At 47.8% G+C, this 17,378-nt stretch carries 13 protein-coding genes and 1 tRNA gene; 7 read left to right on the forward strand and 7 right to left on the reverse strand.

The features are described from left to right. Positions 1–8: 8 nt before the first annotated feature. Positions 9–1,166: a glycosyltransferase family 9 protein gene (locus C2757_RS06320; RefSeq protein ID WP_215373603.1), complete on the forward strand. Its 1,158-nt coding sequence runs from the start codon at positions 9–11 to the stop codon at positions 1,164–1,166. Here C2757_RS06320 and dnaE read toward each other — a convergent pair whose 3' ends face one another. After that, positions 1,167–4,781 carry a DNA polymerase III subunit alpha gene (gene dnaE, locus C2757_RS06325; RefSeq protein WP_215373604.1) on the reverse strand — a complete coding sequence of 1,205 codons (3,615 nt, stop codon included), beginning with the start codon at positions 4,779–4,781 and terminating at the stop codon, positions 1,167–1,169. A 3-nt stretch (positions 4,782–4,784) separates the two neighbouring features. On the opposite strand from dnaE, the gene gluQRS reads away from it, so the two are divergent. After that, positions 4,785–5,738, forward strand: coding sequence for a tRNA glutamyl-Q(34) synthetase GluQRS (gluQRS, locus tag C2757_RS06330; protein WP_215373606.1), 954 nt, complete (start codon positions 4,785–4,787; stop codon positions 5,736–5,738). 16 nt (positions 5,739–5,754) lie between these two features. Here gluQRS and C2757_RS06335 read toward each other — a convergent pair whose 3' ends face one another. From C2757_RS06335 to C2757_RS06345, 3 genes are all read right to left on the reverse strand, one after another. Further along, positions 5,755–7,173 (reverse strand): DEAD/DEAH box helicase, encoded by a 1,419-nt coding sequence (locus tag C2757_RS06335; protein ID WP_215373608.1) that lies wholly within the window; start codon positions 7,171–7,173, stop codon positions 5,755–5,757. 8 nt (positions 7,174–7,181) lie between these two features. Further along, positions 7,182–7,589: a heme-binding protein gene (locus tag C2757_RS06340; protein WP_088524809.1), complete on the reverse strand. Its 408-nt coding sequence runs from the start codon at positions 7,587–7,589 to the stop codon at positions 7,182–7,184. Between the two features lie 118 nt (positions 7,590–7,707). Beyond that, on the reverse strand, positions 7,708–8,892 hold the full coding sequence (locus C2757_RS06345) for an alanine--glyoxylate aminotransferase family protein (protein ID WP_215373610.1): 1,185 nt from the start codon (positions 8,890–8,892) through the stop codon (positions 7,708–7,710). 195 nt (positions 8,893–9,087) lie between these two features. On the opposite strand from C2757_RS06345, the gene C2757_RS06350 reads away from it, so the two are divergent. Then, positions 9,088–9,774 carry a GntR family transcriptional regulator gene (locus C2757_RS06350; RefSeq protein WP_215373611.1) on the forward strand — a complete coding sequence of 229 codons (687 nt, stop codon included), beginning with the start codon at positions 9,088–9,090 and terminating at the stop codon, positions 9,772–9,774. Continuing rightward, the gene (locus C2757_RS06355) at positions 9,771–12,863 is read left to right on the forward strand and encodes an FAD-binding and (Fe-S)-binding domain-containing protein (RefSeq protein WP_215373613.1); all 3,093 of its coding nucleotides are present in this window, start codon (positions 9,771–9,773) and stop codon (positions 12,861–12,863) included. The genes C2757_RS06350 and C2757_RS06355 overlap by 4 nt, the downstream gene beginning before the upstream one ends. A 7-nt stretch (positions 12,864–12,870) precedes the next feature. Here C2757_RS06355 and C2757_RS06360 read toward each other — a convergent pair whose 3' ends face one another. Genes C2757_RS06360 through queG form a run of 3 tightly spaced genes read right to left on the reverse strand, consistent with a single transcriptional unit; the run spans position 12,871 to position 15,128 of the window. Then, positions 12,871–13,233, reverse strand: coding sequence for an AzlD domain-containing protein (locus C2757_RS06360; protein WP_251366723.1), 363 nt, complete (start codon positions 13,231–13,233; stop codon positions 12,871–12,873). After that, positions 13,230–14,015, reverse strand: coding sequence for an AzlC family ABC transporter permease (locus tag C2757_RS06365; RefSeq protein WP_215373615.1), 786 nt, complete (start codon positions 14,013–14,015; stop codon positions 13,230–13,232). The genes C2757_RS06360 and C2757_RS06365 overlap by 4 nt, the downstream gene beginning before the upstream one ends. 3 nt (positions 14,016–14,018) lie before the next feature. Then, positions 14,019–15,128: a tRNA epoxyqueuosine(34) reductase QueG gene (gene queG / locus C2757_RS06370; RefSeq protein WP_215373617.1), complete on the reverse strand. Its 1,110-nt coding sequence runs from the start codon at positions 15,126–15,128 to the stop codon at positions 14,019–14,021. Between the two features lie 43 nt (positions 15,129–15,171). On the opposite strand from queG, the gene tsaE reads away from it, so the two are divergent. The 3 genes from tsaE (at position 15,172) to C2757_RS06385 (ending at position 17,228) form a co-directional block, all read left to right on the forward strand. Then, the gene (gene tsaE, locus C2757_RS06375) at positions 15,172–15,723 is read left to right on the forward strand and encodes a tRNA (adenosine(37)-N6)-threonylcarbamoyltransferase complex ATPase subunit type 1 TsaE (protein WP_215373619.1); all 552 of its coding nucleotides are present in this window, start codon (positions 15,172–15,174) and stop codon (positions 15,721–15,723) included. After that, positions 15,720–17,066, forward strand: coding sequence for an N-acetylmuramoyl-L-alanine amidase (locus C2757_RS06380; protein ID WP_215373621.1), 1,347 nt, complete (start codon positions 15,720–15,722; stop codon positions 17,064–17,066). The genes tsaE and C2757_RS06380 overlap by 4 nt, the downstream gene beginning before the upstream one ends. An 86-nt stretch (positions 17,067–17,152) precedes the next feature. Continuing rightward, positions 17,153–17,228: transfer RNA gene (locus C2757_RS06385), tRNA-Lys, on the forward strand. The last annotated feature ends 150 nt before the right edge of the window (positions 17,229–17,378 follow it).

A 17,378-nucleotide genomic window follows, 5' to 3' on the forward strand; every position in this document is an offset into this window, starting at 1 on the left:
CATTTCCTATGGCCAAATTTTCTAACCTTAAACCTAAAAAAGTTTTGTTTATTGCCACTCGGCAAATTGGTGATGTACTTGTCACCACCCCACTCATTAGCAAAGCCAGAGAGCTTTGGCCAGATGCAGAGTTTCATTTTCTAGGTTATCGCGGCAAGCTAGATATGCTCCATGGCAATCCGAACATTACTGAAGTCATTGAAACTTCAGATCGCCCTGGATTTGGAGAATACCTTTCTCTCTTCAATCGCTTATTTCAGCGCTATGACTTGGCGATCGTTACTCAGCCAAGCGATAGAGCTTACCTGTATGGCTTAGTTGCCGCTTTCAGAAGAGTCGGTGTTTTGGGAGGTCATCCTCAAGGCAAAGATGCTTGGGATCAATCCAAAAGAAGTAAGAGCGATAAACAAAATGCATGGAAAAAATTCATTTGCATGCATACCGTGGATGTGGATTACTTTAAGCAACATGTCATTGCAGAAAAATTACGCTTACTTGAAGCCTTCTTCAAAAGTCCCGCTGAATTATTTAATAAACCAATCGCCGTTACCCCACCTGCTGGAAAAGTACTGACCCCAATCATTGCTAATACGCTGGTACAGCCTTATGTCGTGATTCATCCAGGGCCGCTTACGGCCTATAAGCGTTGGCCTCTAGCGCATTGGCAACACATCATTACCTGGCTAGTAAGCAAGGGTTTCCAAGTCGTATTAAGTGCTTCTCCAGCAAAGCAGGATGTGCAACTGAATCAAGACATCTTCTCCTTACTGGATGAGCAAACTCGTGCAAAAGTAATGAATACTGCTGGGAAGCTATCGATCCCTCAAGCTGGGACGCTTTTGCGTGGAGCTGCTCTCTACATTGGGGTGGATACCTCAATTACCCATTTAGCAGCAGCTTGTAATACGCCAACCATCACCTTATTTGGCGCCACACCACCTACTAACTTTGGCCCGTGGCCTAATGGCTTTATCGGCGAGCAGCCCTATCAATTACGCGCCCGCTCTCAAACTGTAGGTAATGTCACTATCCTTCAGGGCCCAGGTGAATGCGTTCCTTGCCGCAAAGCAGGCTGCTTAGATCGGGCTGATAGCTATAGTGAATGCTTGGATTTATTAGAGCCTGCTCAAGTCATCGAAGCGATTGAGCAAGTATTGCAAAAGTAATTAGTGGTACTGAACCTGCACAGGGTCTTTTTGCTTTGAGGCCAATAATTGATTGAGGCTATGCAAGCAAGCATCATCCGGGTAAATTCGCAACTCTTCAGGAAATTGCATTAAGCATGCGCCACCGCTAGTGGTAACCGCAGCGGTTAGCATCAAACCCTTCACGCCATCATTCGATCCAGGCATTGGCGGTGGGGCACCGAACTTTGGATCTCGTACACGATTGGCCATTAAATAGGGGCCGATTTGGCTACGCAGCATCTTCAAATCAATTGCCGAATCAATGCAGACGTGTACATTGCGAGCAAAACGCATCCGCGCACCAGTGATATCCATCACAGCTTCAGCTACAACTCGCACACCACCCGAGAATTTATCAGGAGTGACATTCACCTTCGCAATAAGCATCTCATCTTCTTTGAGCCAAGAGCGATTGGGCTCATATACCTCGCTATAGAGGGTTACCTCGATTGCCGCACTACCATCATCAATCGTTGCAATCATCATGCGGCCACGTTGGCCAGTGAGCATTCTTGCAGAGGTGATGATGCCCGCTATCAGCTGATCTTTACCTTCTGCCACCTTAGCCAAAGGTTGGCGTATGAAATGCGCCGTCTCCTCGCGATAGGCATCAAACATATGCCCAGTCAAACACAGGCCAAGCGCTGTTTTTTCTTCTTGAAGCCGTTTCTTCTCAGACCAAACAGGTTCACGTACCAACTCTGGGAGATGCCGATCTTCCTCACCAGCGATATCAAACAAACTCACTTGATGAATTGAGGCCTCAGCTTGTTCTGCCGCCTCAATTGCTCTTGCCAAAGAAGCCAACAAGGTTGAGCGAATATCGTACAGATTGCCACCTGCTGGAACAGAATCCCGATAGAGACTGTCGAATGCGCCAGCGCGCATCAAAGCCTCAATTGCGCGGCGATTCACTTGTCGACGATCAACCCGTGCACAGAAGTCAAACAAGTCTTTAAATGGTCCGCCCGTCTCACGCGCTTTCACAATCGCCTCAATTGCTGCCTCTCCAGTGCCTCGAACCGCACCTAAGCCATAACGAATATGACTGATTGATGAATCTGGGGTAGCATCTGGAGCACGCAAGGGTGTGAACTCATACACACCGGTATTAATGTCTGGCGAGAACACCCGAATCTGATTGGCCAAACAATCGTCATACAAAATCTTCACCTTATCGGTGTCATCCATTGCGAGCGATAAGTTCGCCGCCATAAATTCTGCTGGGTAGTAAGCCTTGAGCCAAGCAGTTTGATATGCCAAGAGCGCATAAGCAGCAGCATGGGACTTATTAAATCCATAGCCAGCGAAACGCTCCATCAAGTCATAAATCTCGTTTGCCTTGCCTTCGCTAATACCGCCGGCTTTTGCACCGTCGCTAAAGATCTTACGGTGCTGGGCCATCTCTTCTGGCTTTTTCTTACCCATCGCACGACGCAACATATCAGCACCACCCAGAGAGTAGCCGCCGATCATCTGCGCCATCTGCATCACCTGCTCTTGATAAACCATAATGCCGTAGGTTTCACGCAGAACTGGCTCAATACGGGGATCTGGGTACTCCACTTTTTGACGTCCATGCTTACGCTCAATAAAGTCTGGAATGAGATCCATTGGTCCAGGACGATAAAGGGCTACCAAGGCAATAATGTCTTCGAAGCGGTCAGGCTTAGCTTCACGTAGCATGCCTTGCATGCCGCGGCTTTCTAGCTGGAACACGGCAACCGTATTCGCTCTCTTCAAAACATCAAAGGCTTTTTCATCATCGAGGGAGATATCACTGATACTCCAGTCCTTGCGATCAGCATGTAAGGCTTTAATCCAGCGCTCTGCTGCAGCCAAGATAGTTAGCGTAGTCAGGCCTAAGAAGTCAAACTTCACAAGACCGATGGCTTCAACATCATCTTTATCAAACTGACTAATGACTGAGCTGCTATCTTGATCTTTACTTTCCTGGGTATAGAGAGGACAAAAATCGGTGAGGCGCCCTGGGGCAATCAATACACCACCCGCATGCATACCCACGTTACGGGTCATGCCCTCTAATTGCTGCGCGAGTGAGAGGAGTTGACGCACCTCATCTTCATTCTTCTCACGTTCAGCCAATTGCTTCTCTTCTTTCTTGGCCATTTCAATCGTCATATATTGACCTGGCTTATTCGGTACCAATTTGGCAATGCCGTCTACAAAGTTATAGCCCTGCTCCAGCACACGACCTACGTCACGAATGGCCGCTCGTGCAGCCATGGTTCCAAAGGTAGCAATCTGACTCACCGCATCCTTGCCATATTTATCTTTCACGTACTGAATCACCCGGTCACGACCGTGCTGGCAAAAGTCGATATCGAAGTCGGGCATCGAGACCCGCTCTGGATTTAAGAAACGCTCAAAGAGCAGGTTGTAACGCAGAGGGTCTAGGTCAGTAATTCCTAATGAATAGGCTACTAGTGAGCCCGCACCCGATCCACGACCTGGCCCAACGGGAACGCCATTATTTTTGGCCCAGTTGATGAAGTCCGCCACGATTAAGAAATAACCTGGGAAGCCCATCTGAGAAATCGTTTTTACCTCAAAGACTAAGCGCTCGTGATAACGCGGCATTTCTTTGGCACGTTCCTCTGCATCTGGAAAATTGCGCTCCATGTGACGCTCTAGGCCAATTTCAGATTGCTGCAGTAAATAATCATCCAGCGTGATGCCAGGAGGGGTTGGAAAATCTGGCAAACGTGGCTTACCTAAAACTAAAGATAAATTACAACGCTTGGCAATCTCTACGGAGTTCGCAATTGCCGCGGGCAAATCTGCAAAACGTTGCTCCATTTGAGCTTGCGTTAAGAAATACTGCTCATCATTAAACTTCTTAGAGCGTCGTGGGTTACCCAATAATTCCCCTTCAGCAATACAGACGCGCGCCTCATGCGCAATGAAATCACTTTTTTGCATGAACTGCACTGGATGAGTTGCTACCACTGGCAAATCCAATTCACTGGCGAGGTGGCAAGCAAGCTGAAGTTGTTTTTCATCTTGCGGATGACCGCCCCGCTGGACCTCTAGATAAAAGGATTTCGGGAAAAGCTTGGCGTATCGCTTGGCGATAATCTTGGCTTGATCCTCTTGTCCTGCTAATAAGGCAGCACCGATCTCACCTAAACGCGCCCCGGAGAGTGCAATGAGACCGTAAGCTAAAGTTTTCTTCGCGGCCTTGTCTTCTGCTTTCGCAGAGGGCTCACTAAACCATGAAGAGTCAACTTCTGCACGCCCACGTGATTGATTATCCAAAGATGCTCTACTGAGTAACTCACACAGATTGAGATAACCAGAATGATTTTGGACTAAGAGCAATAAACGATGGGGTTGATCGGGATCCTGTGGATTACTGACCCACACATCTGCACCAGCAATCGGCTTGATACCTCCTGCACGGGCAGCACTATAAAAACGCACCAGACCAAATAAATTACTCAGGTCGGTCAGAGCAAGCGCGCCCATGTCATCTTTAGCCGCAGCGGCTACCGCATCGTCAATACGAACGACTCCATCCGTAATCGAAAACTCGGAATGAAGGCGAAGATGTACAAAACGGGGTAAAGCCATGAGATGATTTTAGCTGTGTCGAACCTAAAAAACCCCTCATCCCCACCCGACGGCTACCGCGGGCGATTTGCCCCTTCGCCCACCGGCCCCCTCCATGCTGGATCGCTGGTTGCAGCCCTCGGGAGCTGGCTAGATGCCCGTAAAAATAAGGGTAAATGGTTGCTCAGAATTGAGGATATTGACACCCCCAGAACTATCCCTGGGGCTGATCAGCAAATCCAGGCTCAACTGCTTGCCTGTGGTCTTTGCTGGGATGAAGAGCTCACTTACCAGTCCAAACGCCAAGAGCTCTACCAAAACGCTTTAGAGCACCTTGGGCAGCTCAAATTACTTTATCCCTGCACCTGCTCCCGGCAGACCATTGCAACCACCTTGGCAAAGCTGGGTATCCAAACACCTCGTAACCAAGAAATGGTCTATCCCGGAACCTGTAGACCAACTGTATTGGGGCTTCAATCACTAGACGTGTTCGATAGTCCTACAGTTTCAGTGCGACTCGCCCTCCCCGAAAATTGCCATATTGAGTTTGAGGATTTGAGATTAGGCTCTCAAGGCCAAGATCTCAATCAAGAAGTGGGTGATTTTGTGCTGCGCAGAAGTGATGGTTTATTTACCTATCAACTCGCAGTAGTGGTTGATGATGCCCATCAAGGCATTACACATATTGTGCGTGGTGAGGATTTACTGAGTAATACTGCCCGACAAATGCATCTGCAAAATGTATTGGGATATCACGCCCCACAGTATCGACATCTACCCTTAGTACTCGATGAGCATGGGGAGAAATTGAGTAAGCAAACCCTCGCAACGCAAATTCATACTGAGGATGCAAAGCAATCCCTTGTTGAATTACGTAAGGCTGCGATTCATTTGGGATTGAGCAATTTGCCCGATAGTGAAAACATCACGATTGCTGAGTGGCTATTGGCAGCTACTCAGGCCTGGAAAAGCGCCTAAGCAAATCAAAACTGCTTTATTTCTTTTTGAAGCCACCTAATAAGGCGCCTACTGCTGGCTTGGCTGGCGTAATGCCCACCTTCTTCTCTTCTGGCTTTGCGCCTTCTACTGCTTGCGGTGCTGCACTAGGCTCATAAGGTTTATAAAAAAATGGGTCTGACATTTTTGCAGGAGTAGAACTGGAAGTAGATCTGCTCTGAGCAGGAGCACCATTAGGCAAGGGAGCAACCTCTAACTTGCGCTTCATTAATTTTTCAATGTCGTCCAGCAAGCGCTTCTCGCTGGCGTCCACTAAAGCAATCGCGTCGCCTTTGCTTCCAGCGCGGCCGGTTCGACCAATACGGTGAATAAAGTCTTCGGCGTTATATGGCAACTCATGGTTGATCACGCATGGCATATCTGGAATATCCAATCCACGAGCTGCAACATCCGTTGCTACCAAGGCTTCAATGGCACCAGACTTAAATGCATCCAATGTGAGAGTACGCTCACCTTGGCTCTTATCCCCATGAATCGCGCCTGCTTTAATGCCATCTCGTTCGAGTGCACGTGACAACTTTGCGCAACCCAAACGGCTATTGGTAAAGATGATGCATTGACGAGAGAGACCTTGGCGGGTGCGTGCTTCTAAAACTTGCACAATAGCGCGCTGTTTATCAGCTGAGTTCACCATGTGAATCACTTGCTTCACAGTATCAGCAGCCGCATTTTGGCGGGCTACTTCCACAGTCACTGGAGTACGTAAATAACTTTGCGCCAGTTTTTTGATCTCTGGAGAAAAAGTTGCTGAGAACAAGAGTGTTTGTCTTTGCGCTGGAATTAAATTGATGATGCGTTGCAAGTCGGGTAAGAAGCCCATATCGAGCATGCGGTCTGCTTCATCAAGCACTAAGAGCTCAACCTGCGACAAATTAGCGACCTTAGAGCCAATGTGGTCCAGCAAGCGTCCAGGTGTGGCAATCAATATCTCAACGCCATTACGCAAGAGCGCAACTTGTTCTTTCATATCCACGCCGCCATAGACCACAGCGGTGCGCAAATCGGTGTATTTGGAATAATTGCCTGCGTTTTCTGCAACTTGTACCGCTAACTCTCGGGTTGGCGTGAGTACTAAGGCTCGAATTGGATGGCGGGCCGGAGAGGCGCTATTGCTAGCATGACGCAAGATACGTTGAATGATCGGCAGAACAAAAGCTGCAGTTTTACCTGTACCTGTTTGGGCGGCACCCATCAAATCACTACCCGCTAATACGTGCGGAATAGATTGCGCTTGAATCGGAGTTGGAGTGGTGTAGCCTTGTTCGGATACCGCTTTTTGAATCTGCGGATCTAAACCAAAGTCAGCAAATGTGATTGTTGCTGGAGGGGTAACACTAGGGGCGACTGTGTCGTCAGCCCCTGGAGAAGAAGTTATTTCAGTAGCAGTATTTGTCAAAAGGAAATCTATAGAATGGCGGCGATGCCGGCCTTAGCGGTTTCAGCATCCTCCGCCGATTTAACGCCGGAAACGCCGACTGCGCCGATAGTGAACCCGTTCACCTCGATATTGACACCACCTTCTAACATGCCCGATACATGTGGGGCTGATAAGAAAGCATGGCGTCCGTTATTAATAATTTCTTCATAAACACGAGTCTCGCGTTTACCCATAGCTGCAGTGCGTGCCTTTTCTTGAGCAATGTAAGAAGACAAAGGGGCACAACCATCGCGACGAATTAATCCCAACATGTGACCACCATCATCACAAACGGCAATCGTGACTGCCAAATTATTTTTAGCAGCATGTTGATCCGCTGCATTCAAAATCTTTTGAACATCAGCCTGAGTTAAATAAGGTTTAGTCGCTAACATGTTTAATCTTTCTGTCTCAATCAATGAATGCACAGCTATAGAAGTGCTGTAATTATAAGGGGTGTGGCCAGACCTAGCTTCCTAGGCCCTGCCACACCCTGTCTCCACCTAAATTCGATTATTTCAGGAACTCTTGAGCCGCCACAACGCCGCTTTCCTTAGGTTTGTAGCCCATCGCGCCCAAACTCATCTCTACCCCACTCAGGGCAGCCATTAGGCTGAGCTCATTACAGTCACCCAAATGGCCAATACGGAAAATCTTGCCCTTGAGCTTGCCAAGACCAGTTCCCAGAGAAAGATTGAATTTTTCCAAGGCGTGCTTACGCAAGATGTCTGCATCCATTCCTTCTGGCATTACTGCGGCAGTTAAGACTGGAGAATATGCACTTGCATCCTGACATTGATTTTCAAGGCCCCATGCAGTAACTGCACGACGACAGGCTTCAGCCAATCGTTGATGACGTGCAAAAATCGTGTCTAGACCTTCAGCCAACATCATGTCAATGGCTTCATGCAAGCCATACATCAGATTCGTGCTGGGTGTTGTTGGCCAGTAACCTGTTTTATTTGCCTCAAGAATTTCTTCCCAATCCAAATACGCTTTCATGGTCTTGCTGTTTTTACTAGCCTCAATTGCTTTCGGTGATAAAGCATTAAACCCAATACCAGGGGGTAGCATCAAGCCTTTTTGTGAGCCAGATACTGTCACATCAGCGCCCCATTTGTCATGCTCATAATCGGCTGAACCCAAGCCAGATACGCTATCCACGAGCAATAAGGCAGGATGCTTAGCGGCATCAATCGCTTTACGAACTGCAGCGATATTTGACGTCATACCAGTGGAGGTTTCGTTATGCACTACACACACTGCTTTAATTTCATGTTGTGTATCTTTTCGCAAACGCTCCTCGATCACATCAGCATCCACACCCCAACGCCAAGTGTCTTTGCCTTCTTTACCAACTACCTCTGGCACTAAGCCAATTTTCTGAGCAAGTGCACGCCACAAGTTTGCAAACTGACCGGTTTCATAAAAGAGTACTTTGTCGCCAGGACTCAGCACATTTACTAACGCACCTTCCCATGAGCCAGTTCCAGATGCGGAATAAATAATGACGGGTTGCTCGGTCTTAAAAATCTTCTTAATGCCGTCTAGAACCTTTAAACCAAACTGCCCAAATTCAGGACCGCGGTGATCGATGGTTTGATAACTGATGGCACGCAAAATGCGTGGCGGTACCGGACTTGGCCCAGGTATATGTAGAAAATGGCGGCCAGATGCGTGGTTATCGAGTTTCAGCATGTTTTGTCTCACGGGTTTTAGGTTGAATAATAGGCTTAGTGTATGACAATTTTTGCCAATTTTCCATTTTGTATACAATTTTTTCTATAAAACTTTAAAATAAAGCCCTTAAATAGGCCTGAAATCTGATATTTTTACTTTATGATGGCTTATTGGTATTTTTGTATACAAATTTAGTGGCTAAGGAAATAGGGCATGACATTGCTAGAACAGCCTAACTCACAGAACTTGCACGAGGCGATCTTCCAAAAGCTCAGATTGCTATTGGTAGAGGGCAAGATTGCTCCGGGCAGCAAACTCAATGAACGTGAATTGGCTGAGAGCTTACATGTATCACGCACCCCCATTCGGGAGGCGATTCGTCGCCTAGCTGCAGACGGCTTAGTAGAGCTCATCGCCAATCGCGGTGCGATTGCGGTGCAACTCAGTCTGGCAGATGTGATTCACACCTTTGATGTGATTGCAGACTTAGAAGGATTTTCGGGTGAACTCGCTGCCAAAAATATTACGAATACCGCCCTCTCAGAACTAGAAGCGCTCCAATATGAAATGATGGCCTCCTATGCGCGTCGTGATTTATCCACCTACTACAAACTCAATCTGCGCATTCATCACTTAATTAATCAAGCGGCCAGTAATCCTGTGCTCACTAAACTCTTTTCACAAGTCAACGCTCGGATTGAAGCCTTACGCTTTCGCTCTAATCAAGATGGTGTTAAATGGGAGAAGGCTGTAGAAGAGCATCAAGAGATGCTCGATGCCCTTAAAGCAAGAGATCCTGGGCGCATGCGCAAGATCATGATGACCCACGTGCAAAACAAACGTGATGTTGTTATCCAGTTACTCAAAGCCGAAACTCCTGAGACCGAGACAGTCAAATGAATAAACCCTTAGACCTCAAAGAGTTAATGGTAGATCAGGCTCAATTAGCCAAACGCCTACGCCAAGAAACCTCAGGCGAGGTGATGATCGATAGCGCTAGCCGTGGTCGTTACGCAACTGATGCTTCTATTTATCAAGCAATGCCCGTTGCCGTCTTTGTACCGAAGACAGCGCAAGATATTGCTACTGCTATTCAGATTGCAGCGGAACTCGGTGTACCTGTTTTGCCACGTGGCGGTGGCACAAGTCAGTGCGGCCAAACTACTGGCGCAGCACTGGTGATTGATAACACGAAGTATTTCAGAAATGTACTCGATCTCAATCTTGATCAAGGCTATGTAGAGGTTGAGCCTGGTATGGTGCTCGATCACCTTAATGGCTCACTCAAACAACATGGTCTCTGGTACCCAGTGGACGTTTCTACTGCTGGGCAAGCAACCATTGGGGGCATGGCAGGGAATAACTCCTGCGGTAGTCGCTCAATTGCTTACGGCAATATGGTGCACAACGTCTTAGGTATCAATGCTTGGCTCGCAAATGGCCAAGTTGGTGAATTTGCCAACTACGCAAGCAGTTCTGGAGTTGCTAGAGAACTCGGTAACTTTGTGAAAGGTCTGTCCAATACATTGCAGCCTGAGATTGAGGCGCACTTTCCTAAAGTGTTACGACGCGTTGCGGGTTACAACCTCGATATCTTCCACCCCCAAAGCGAATTGCCCTACACCCAAGATGGCAGCGTCAATTTAGCGCATCTCTTAGTGGGTAGCGAAGGTACCCTTGCCTACTTCAAGTCGCTCAAGCTTAAGTTGGCACCCTTGCCGCAGCACAAGGTATTAGGCATTGTGAACTTTGCCAGTTTTTATAAGGCAATGGATAGTGCTCAACATATTGTGAAATTAGGGCCGACCGCAGTGGAGTTGGTTGATCGCACCATGATTGATTTAGCACGCAGTAATCCGAGTTTTCAGAAAACGATTGAGAGTGCACTGATTGATCACACTGCTCAGACCCCTGAAGCCATTCTCTTGGTGGAGTTTTCAGGCGAAGCACATGCACCACTGCTGGATAAACTCAAAGCCTTACAAGAACTCATGAGCGATCTGGGTTTACCAGGCTCTGTTGTGGCCATGCCAGACGCTGCATTACAAAAGAACTTGTGGGAAGTGCGCAAGGCCGGCTTAAACATCATGATGAGTCTCAAAGGCGATGGCAAACCGGTGAGTTTTATTGAAGACTGCGCAGTGCCCCTGGAGAGTCTTGCTGATTACACCCAAGCACTCACGGATGTCTTCTCTAAATATGGCTCACGCGGTACTTGGTATGCCCACGCCTCTGTAGGCACCTTGCATGTACGCCCGATTTTGGATATGCGCAGAGATGGCGCACAGAAAATGCGCGCTGTTGCTGAAGAAGCCTCTGCTTTAGTGCGTAAATACAAAGGTGCATACAGCGGTGAACATGGCGATGGTCTATGTCGTGGTGAGTGGATCTCTTGGCAGTTTGGCCCCAAGATCACGCAAGCCCTCTCTGAAATCAAATATGCTTTTGATCCGAAGGGTTTATTTAATCCCGGCAAGATTGTGAATCCCCCCAAGATGGATGACTCCATCAATTTTCGATTTCCGCCGAATTACAAAGTGATTCCATTGCAACCAGCTTTAGATTGGTCAGCCTGGAATGTGCAGAACGACCCAGTTACAGAAGAAACAACTGCGCCAGGTACCGGTGGCGATCCTGCCATGGGCTTGGCCAAGGCAGTGGAGATGTGTAATAACAATGGTCACTGCCGTAAGTTTGATGCTGAAGTGATGTGTCCTAGTTATCGCGTCACCCGTGATGAGAAACATCTCACTCGAGGTAGAGCGAACACCTTACGCTTGGCGCTATCGAATCAACTCGACATCAAAAGTGGGTCAACAGTCGATTCATCCCCACTAGCGAGTGATGCGATTAAAGAAGTGATGGAACTCTGTGTCAGTTGCAAAGCCTGCCGTCGTGAGTGCCCTACTGGCGTCGATATGGCCAAGATGAAGATTGAGTTCTTATCAGCTTACAAGAAGCGGGTTGGCCACTCCTTGCGAGATCTCGCTGTGGCATATCTACCAAAGTACGCGGCAAGTATTAGCAATATTCCATTATTACCCGCCTTACTCAACCTACGCAATCACATCCCACCAGTAGCCAAACTACAGGAATGGGTGATGGGCATTTCTGCACAAAGAAGTTTGCCTATCTGGAAGAGTAAGACGTTCTGGAATCAGAAATTTGCATCAAACTACCAGTTCACACCAGAAGAATTAGCGCAGAGCACGAATGGCAAGGGCGTGGTCTTGCTAGCCGATACTTTCAATGCCTATTTTGAAGATGAGAACCTGACAGCTGCACTGAAAGTGCTCCAAGCTGCAGGCTATCGCGTACATATTCCGCACAAAAGAGAAGATCAAAGCCAAGGTAAGAGCGAAAGCAATACAGCAAACACCTGCTCCAAAGAGTTTTGCTGTGGCAGAACCTATCTTGCAGCAGGCATGGTGGATAAAGCCAAAGAAACTTTAGGTGAATTAGTCGATCACCTTGCTCCTTACGCCGACAAGCACATTCCAATTATTGGTTTAGAGCCTTCTTGTCTGTTCACGCTGAAAGATGAAGCCTTAGTGATGGGCTTTGGGGACAAAGCGATCAGCGTTTCTAAACAGGCTCAACTTTTGGAAGAATTTTTAGCCAGCGAAGCAAAAGCGGGCACTCTCAAACTCCACCTTAAAGAAGCCAGTAAACAGGTACTCTTTCATGGTCACTGCCATCAGAAGTCTTTTGCTGCGGTTACTCCCGCAATGGAATTACTCAAACTCATTCCAAAGGCTGAGCCTAAACTGATTGAATCCTCTTGCTGCGGTATGGCTGGTAGTTTTGGTTATGAGGCAGAACACATTGCAGTGTCCAAACAAATGGCTGAAGCTAGCTTACTACCAAGCATTCGGAAATCACCCGATAGTTGGGTGGTGGCTGACGGTACGAGCTGTCGTCATCAAATCGCCGATGGCACTCAAAGAGAAGCGGTGCATATCGCCAGAATCTTGGCAGCGCACCTCTAATAAATACTTAGCGCATTACGCCGTAACTGACCATGAGTAAAGTTCCAGTCAATAAGGCTGGAACTAAACGCCTGGTGGGTTTGGAAACCATCACACCAATACTTAAGACGCAAATGAGAATGCGAATCCATAAAGGCACGGTAGCCATTAAGCCCAAGGGCATCACTATCAAACGCACAGTTAAGGCGGCTACCATCGCATAAGTAATAGCCGCTAGCCAACGAAAGATTTCACTATCTTGATTAATACTGTTCGACAAAAATACGCCAATCGCGCGACAAAAATAAGTTCCTAAGCAAGCTCCGACTAAGGCAAGCCACAGACCCCAACCAGACAGGGCACTAGTCATCGTATCGATTACGCCGTTCATCCGATGAATCCCGCTTTTTTGCGCAAGAACTTGCGATCAATAAAGTAAGCCAGTGTTCCTGAAACTACGCCTGCCGATAACAGGCTCGTGTCGCGATCAATCAGAAAGAAGATGGGCCCAAAGATACAACCTAGGCAAATTGCGATGCGGTTAATCCAAGGCTTGACCTCTGTAAAGGTAAGCAAGAAAAATAAGGGATTAATAAAGACAAGGCCCAGAGTCACTGGCGTAGGCACCATCCCAGCCAAGAAATATCCCAGAATCGTGCCCGGCACTGAGATGAGCCAGCAGAGTAAACCAAGTCCCACAAAATAGTTCAAACGGTGTTTGGTTTCGATTGCATGAAACTCTCGCATCGAAATAGCCCACGCTGTCATTGCTAATAAATGGACGGAGGCATATAAGCTGCGATTGCGATCTCTCTGATGAAATTGCGGAAAGAGCGTCACCGTCATCGTGATGAAACGGGTTGAGGTCAAGGTCACCGCTAGAGCAATTGCCAAAACAGAAGAACCTGTAATGGCCATCTCAAATAAGACCACCTGCCCTGGCAAGGCGAACATGAAGAATGAAGTAAAGGTGGTAAACCACACATCAAAGCCATTGGTCTTCCCCATCGCACCAAAACCCACCATTCCCGCAAAGAGCACCATTGCAGGAGCGCCAGCGGCGTCCCGCATTCCTGTCCAGAATGCATCACTGGGATTTTTAAAGCGCTGGGCTACAGCTTCCTCGAGCGCGATCTCGCTAGGATCAATATATGGTTGGTCAGATGAAGACATGAATTAATTGTAAGCCCTGTCAGCCCCTAGGGCCCACTCAATATGTTCTGCCACCAAGGGATCGGCAGTACCTAAAGCCGCACTTAAGGCCCGATGAATCTGCGCCTTCTCCGCCTCTGAAACTGTCGAGCTCGCTAGTGCATTGCCCATAGCAACCGCTAAGTTGCGACGCCAGCGACTGTAACCAATTCTGCGAATGGCACTACCCTCATGACGTTGCTCAAACTCAGCTTCAGTCCATGACCAAAGGTGCAGCAGACTGGCTTGTCCTAAACCATGACGCTGTGCAAAGTCAGGCAAGCTGGTGCGCTGGGCAAATTTATTCCATGGGCAAATCAATTGGCAGTCATCACAACCATAGACCCGATTCCCCATCGCACTTCTGAACTCTACCGGAATCGCCTCGGGATTTTCAATGGTCAAGTAGGAGATGCAACGGCGTGCATCTAATTGATAAGGGGCAGTAATCGCTTGAGTAGGACAGACATCGATGCAGGACTGGCAAGTACCGCAATGTTCTGCTTGCTCTTCATCCATTGGCAGCGGTACATCGACCAAGATCTCGCCCAAGAAAAACGTGGAGCCCGATTCTCGATTGAGCAGCAGTGTATGTTTACCGCGCCAACCTAAACCCGCTTTGCGCGCTAACTCGACTTCCATTAATGGCGCTGAGTCTGTAAAGACACGATAACCAAAGGCGCCAATTTTTTCTTCGATCAGTTTGGCAAACTCTTGCAAACGATTACGCAATACTTTGTGATAGTCACGTCCACGCGCATACAGCGAGACAACTGCTTGAGTCGGATCTGCTAGTCGCCGCCACTCAACATCAAAATCACTCTCTAGAGGAAGGTAGTTCATCGAGACGCAAATCACTCTGACTGCGCCAGGCACCAATAACTCTGGCTTAGCACGCAAATCGGCATGGCGCTCCATATAGTCCATATGGCCATGGCGCCCTTCAGCCAACCATTTCTGCAAGCGCTCACTTGCAGGGCCTAAATGGGTATCAGTAATGCGCAATCCATCAAATCCCAAGCGCTCAGCCTGCTCCCCTAGCCAATTGCGCAGATCAGGCTGATTTAGTGACTCGGATTGGTTAGATAAAGGCATGGTGAATACAGAATGTAGCGCAATAATTGAATAAACTAGGGCAATGACCCAAAACCAGACGCCCCAGGCATCGCCACAAGCATCGCTTAAGCAATATTGTAGGCAGGAAGCAGAAACTGCATCCTTAGCCAAACAACTTGCCATCAGCATTGCCCAATGGATTTTGGCAACGCCAACTGGACACCTCAATATCGCCTTAGAAGGGGACTTAGGGGCGGGCAAGACTACATTTGCTAGATATTTAATTCAAGGTCTGGGTCACGAGGGCAAGGTGAAAAGTCCGACCTACACTTTATGTGAGCCCTACGAACTCACAAGTCATCAAAAGGCTTTTACTGCTCATCACTTCGATCTCTACCGTATGCGTGATCCTCTGGAATGGCAAGAGGCAGGATTTGCGGAATATTTTGATGTACCCGGATTTTGTTTAATTGAGTGGCCCGAGAAAGCAGAAGGCACCCTACCTGCTTTTGATTTTCAGATTCAACTGATGGCTGGTGAGCAAGAAAATGAACGCACTATTAGCCTGAATGCATTTTCTGCAGAGGGCAAGAAAATACTTAAGAACATACAAGCGATAGCTAACTCAAAATGAGTAGCAAGAAAATGAATCTCTCGAGAAGACAGCATCTCAAGACGTCTGCCAAGTTCTTGAGTTTTGCTTTGCTACTCACCGAGGTAGAGATTGCTTGGGGTGCCAAGATATTGGGTGTCCGCATTTGGCCCTCGGAAGATTACACGCGTATTACTCTAGAGTCAGATACTCCACTACCGATTACTCAACAGATTCTGACCAATCCTGATCGCTTGGTTGTTGATGTTCAAGGACTGGAACTGAACTCAACCCTGAAAGATTTGGTTGCGAAAGTCAAACCAAACGATCCTTATGTCTCACAAATTCGGGTGGGGCAATTTCAGCCAGGCATTGTGCGTTTGGTATTTGATTTAAAAGAACCGATCAAGCCACAGCTCTTCACATTAGATCCGGTTGCGGAATACAACTACCGCATGGTGTTTGATCTCTACCCTACTACGCCACCAGATCCATTAATGGCTCTGGTAAAAAGTAGCGCCAAAAAAGAGAGTGCTCTTGAAAAATCCAATGAAGAGGTTGATCTCATTGCACAGTTCGCCACCAAGAAAGAAAAAGGAGTAGCGAAAGTACCTGCAGCGCCGGTAGCTCAAGCCATTCCAGAAACCAAAGCACTCCCTGCTACCGTAAAATATAAACGCTTGATTACGATTGCCATTGACCCAGGGCACGGTGGTGAAGATCCTGGGGCTATTGGTGCAGCGGGATCCAAAGAGAAGCATGTCGTACTTTCGATTGCTAAGCGACTCAAAGAAAAGATTGAGGGTGAAGCCTACATGCGCCCTTACCTCACTAGAGATGGTGATTACTTTGTGCCACTCCATATCCGAGTACAAAAAGCTAGAAGGGTAGAAGCAGATTTATTTGTATCGATTCATGCAGATGCTTTTATTGAGCCAAGAGCAAAAGGTGCCTCTGTCTTTGCACTCTCCCAGATGGGTGCAAGTAGCACAATGGCGCGCTGGATGGCGAATAAAGAAAATGCTTCAGACCTCATTGGCGGAATCAATATCAAGACACAAGATCGCCAGGTTGCTAACCTATTGCTAGATATGTCGACAACGGCCCAAATCAAAGACTCTCTTCAAGTGGGCAATTCCATTCTGAAACAAATCGGTGGATTTGCACCCCTGCATAAAGGAAAAGTTGAGCAAGCCAGCTTTGCTGTTTTAAAGGCCCCAGACATTCCCTCCATCCTGGTTGAGACTGCTTTTATTAGCAACCCACAGGAAGAGGCCCGATTGAATGATGACGCCTATCAGGACCAAATTGCCGAAGCGATTTTGAGAGGAATTAAGGATTATTTCTCGAAAAATCCACCCGTAGCCAGACGGGTAAACTCCTGACGAACTTGTAGGCACAAGGGCTGAAAGGCAGACAGCCTAAACCCCAAGAACGCCCCTAAACTTCTTGCTATAATCTTTGTTTTACTGGGTCGGTAGCTCAGTCGGTAGAGCAGCGGACTTTTAATCCGTTGGTCGCGAGTTCGAATCTCGCCCGACCCACCAGCGTTAGTAAGCCTCGCTTCTTGCGGGGCTTTTTTGTTTTCTGGGACCCTGATTTTTTTAAGTCAACAAGACCGTTGGTCAGTAACTCCCTAGCAACGACCGAATGGTTTGCTGGTCTTTGCATGTCTCATATCGATCCAAAGCAGGCAC

This window comes from Polynucleobacter sp. MWH-Svant-W18 (assembly GCF_018687495.1).
GTDB lineage: Bacteria > Pseudomonadota > Gammaproteobacteria > Burkholderiales > Burkholderiaceae > Polynucleobacter.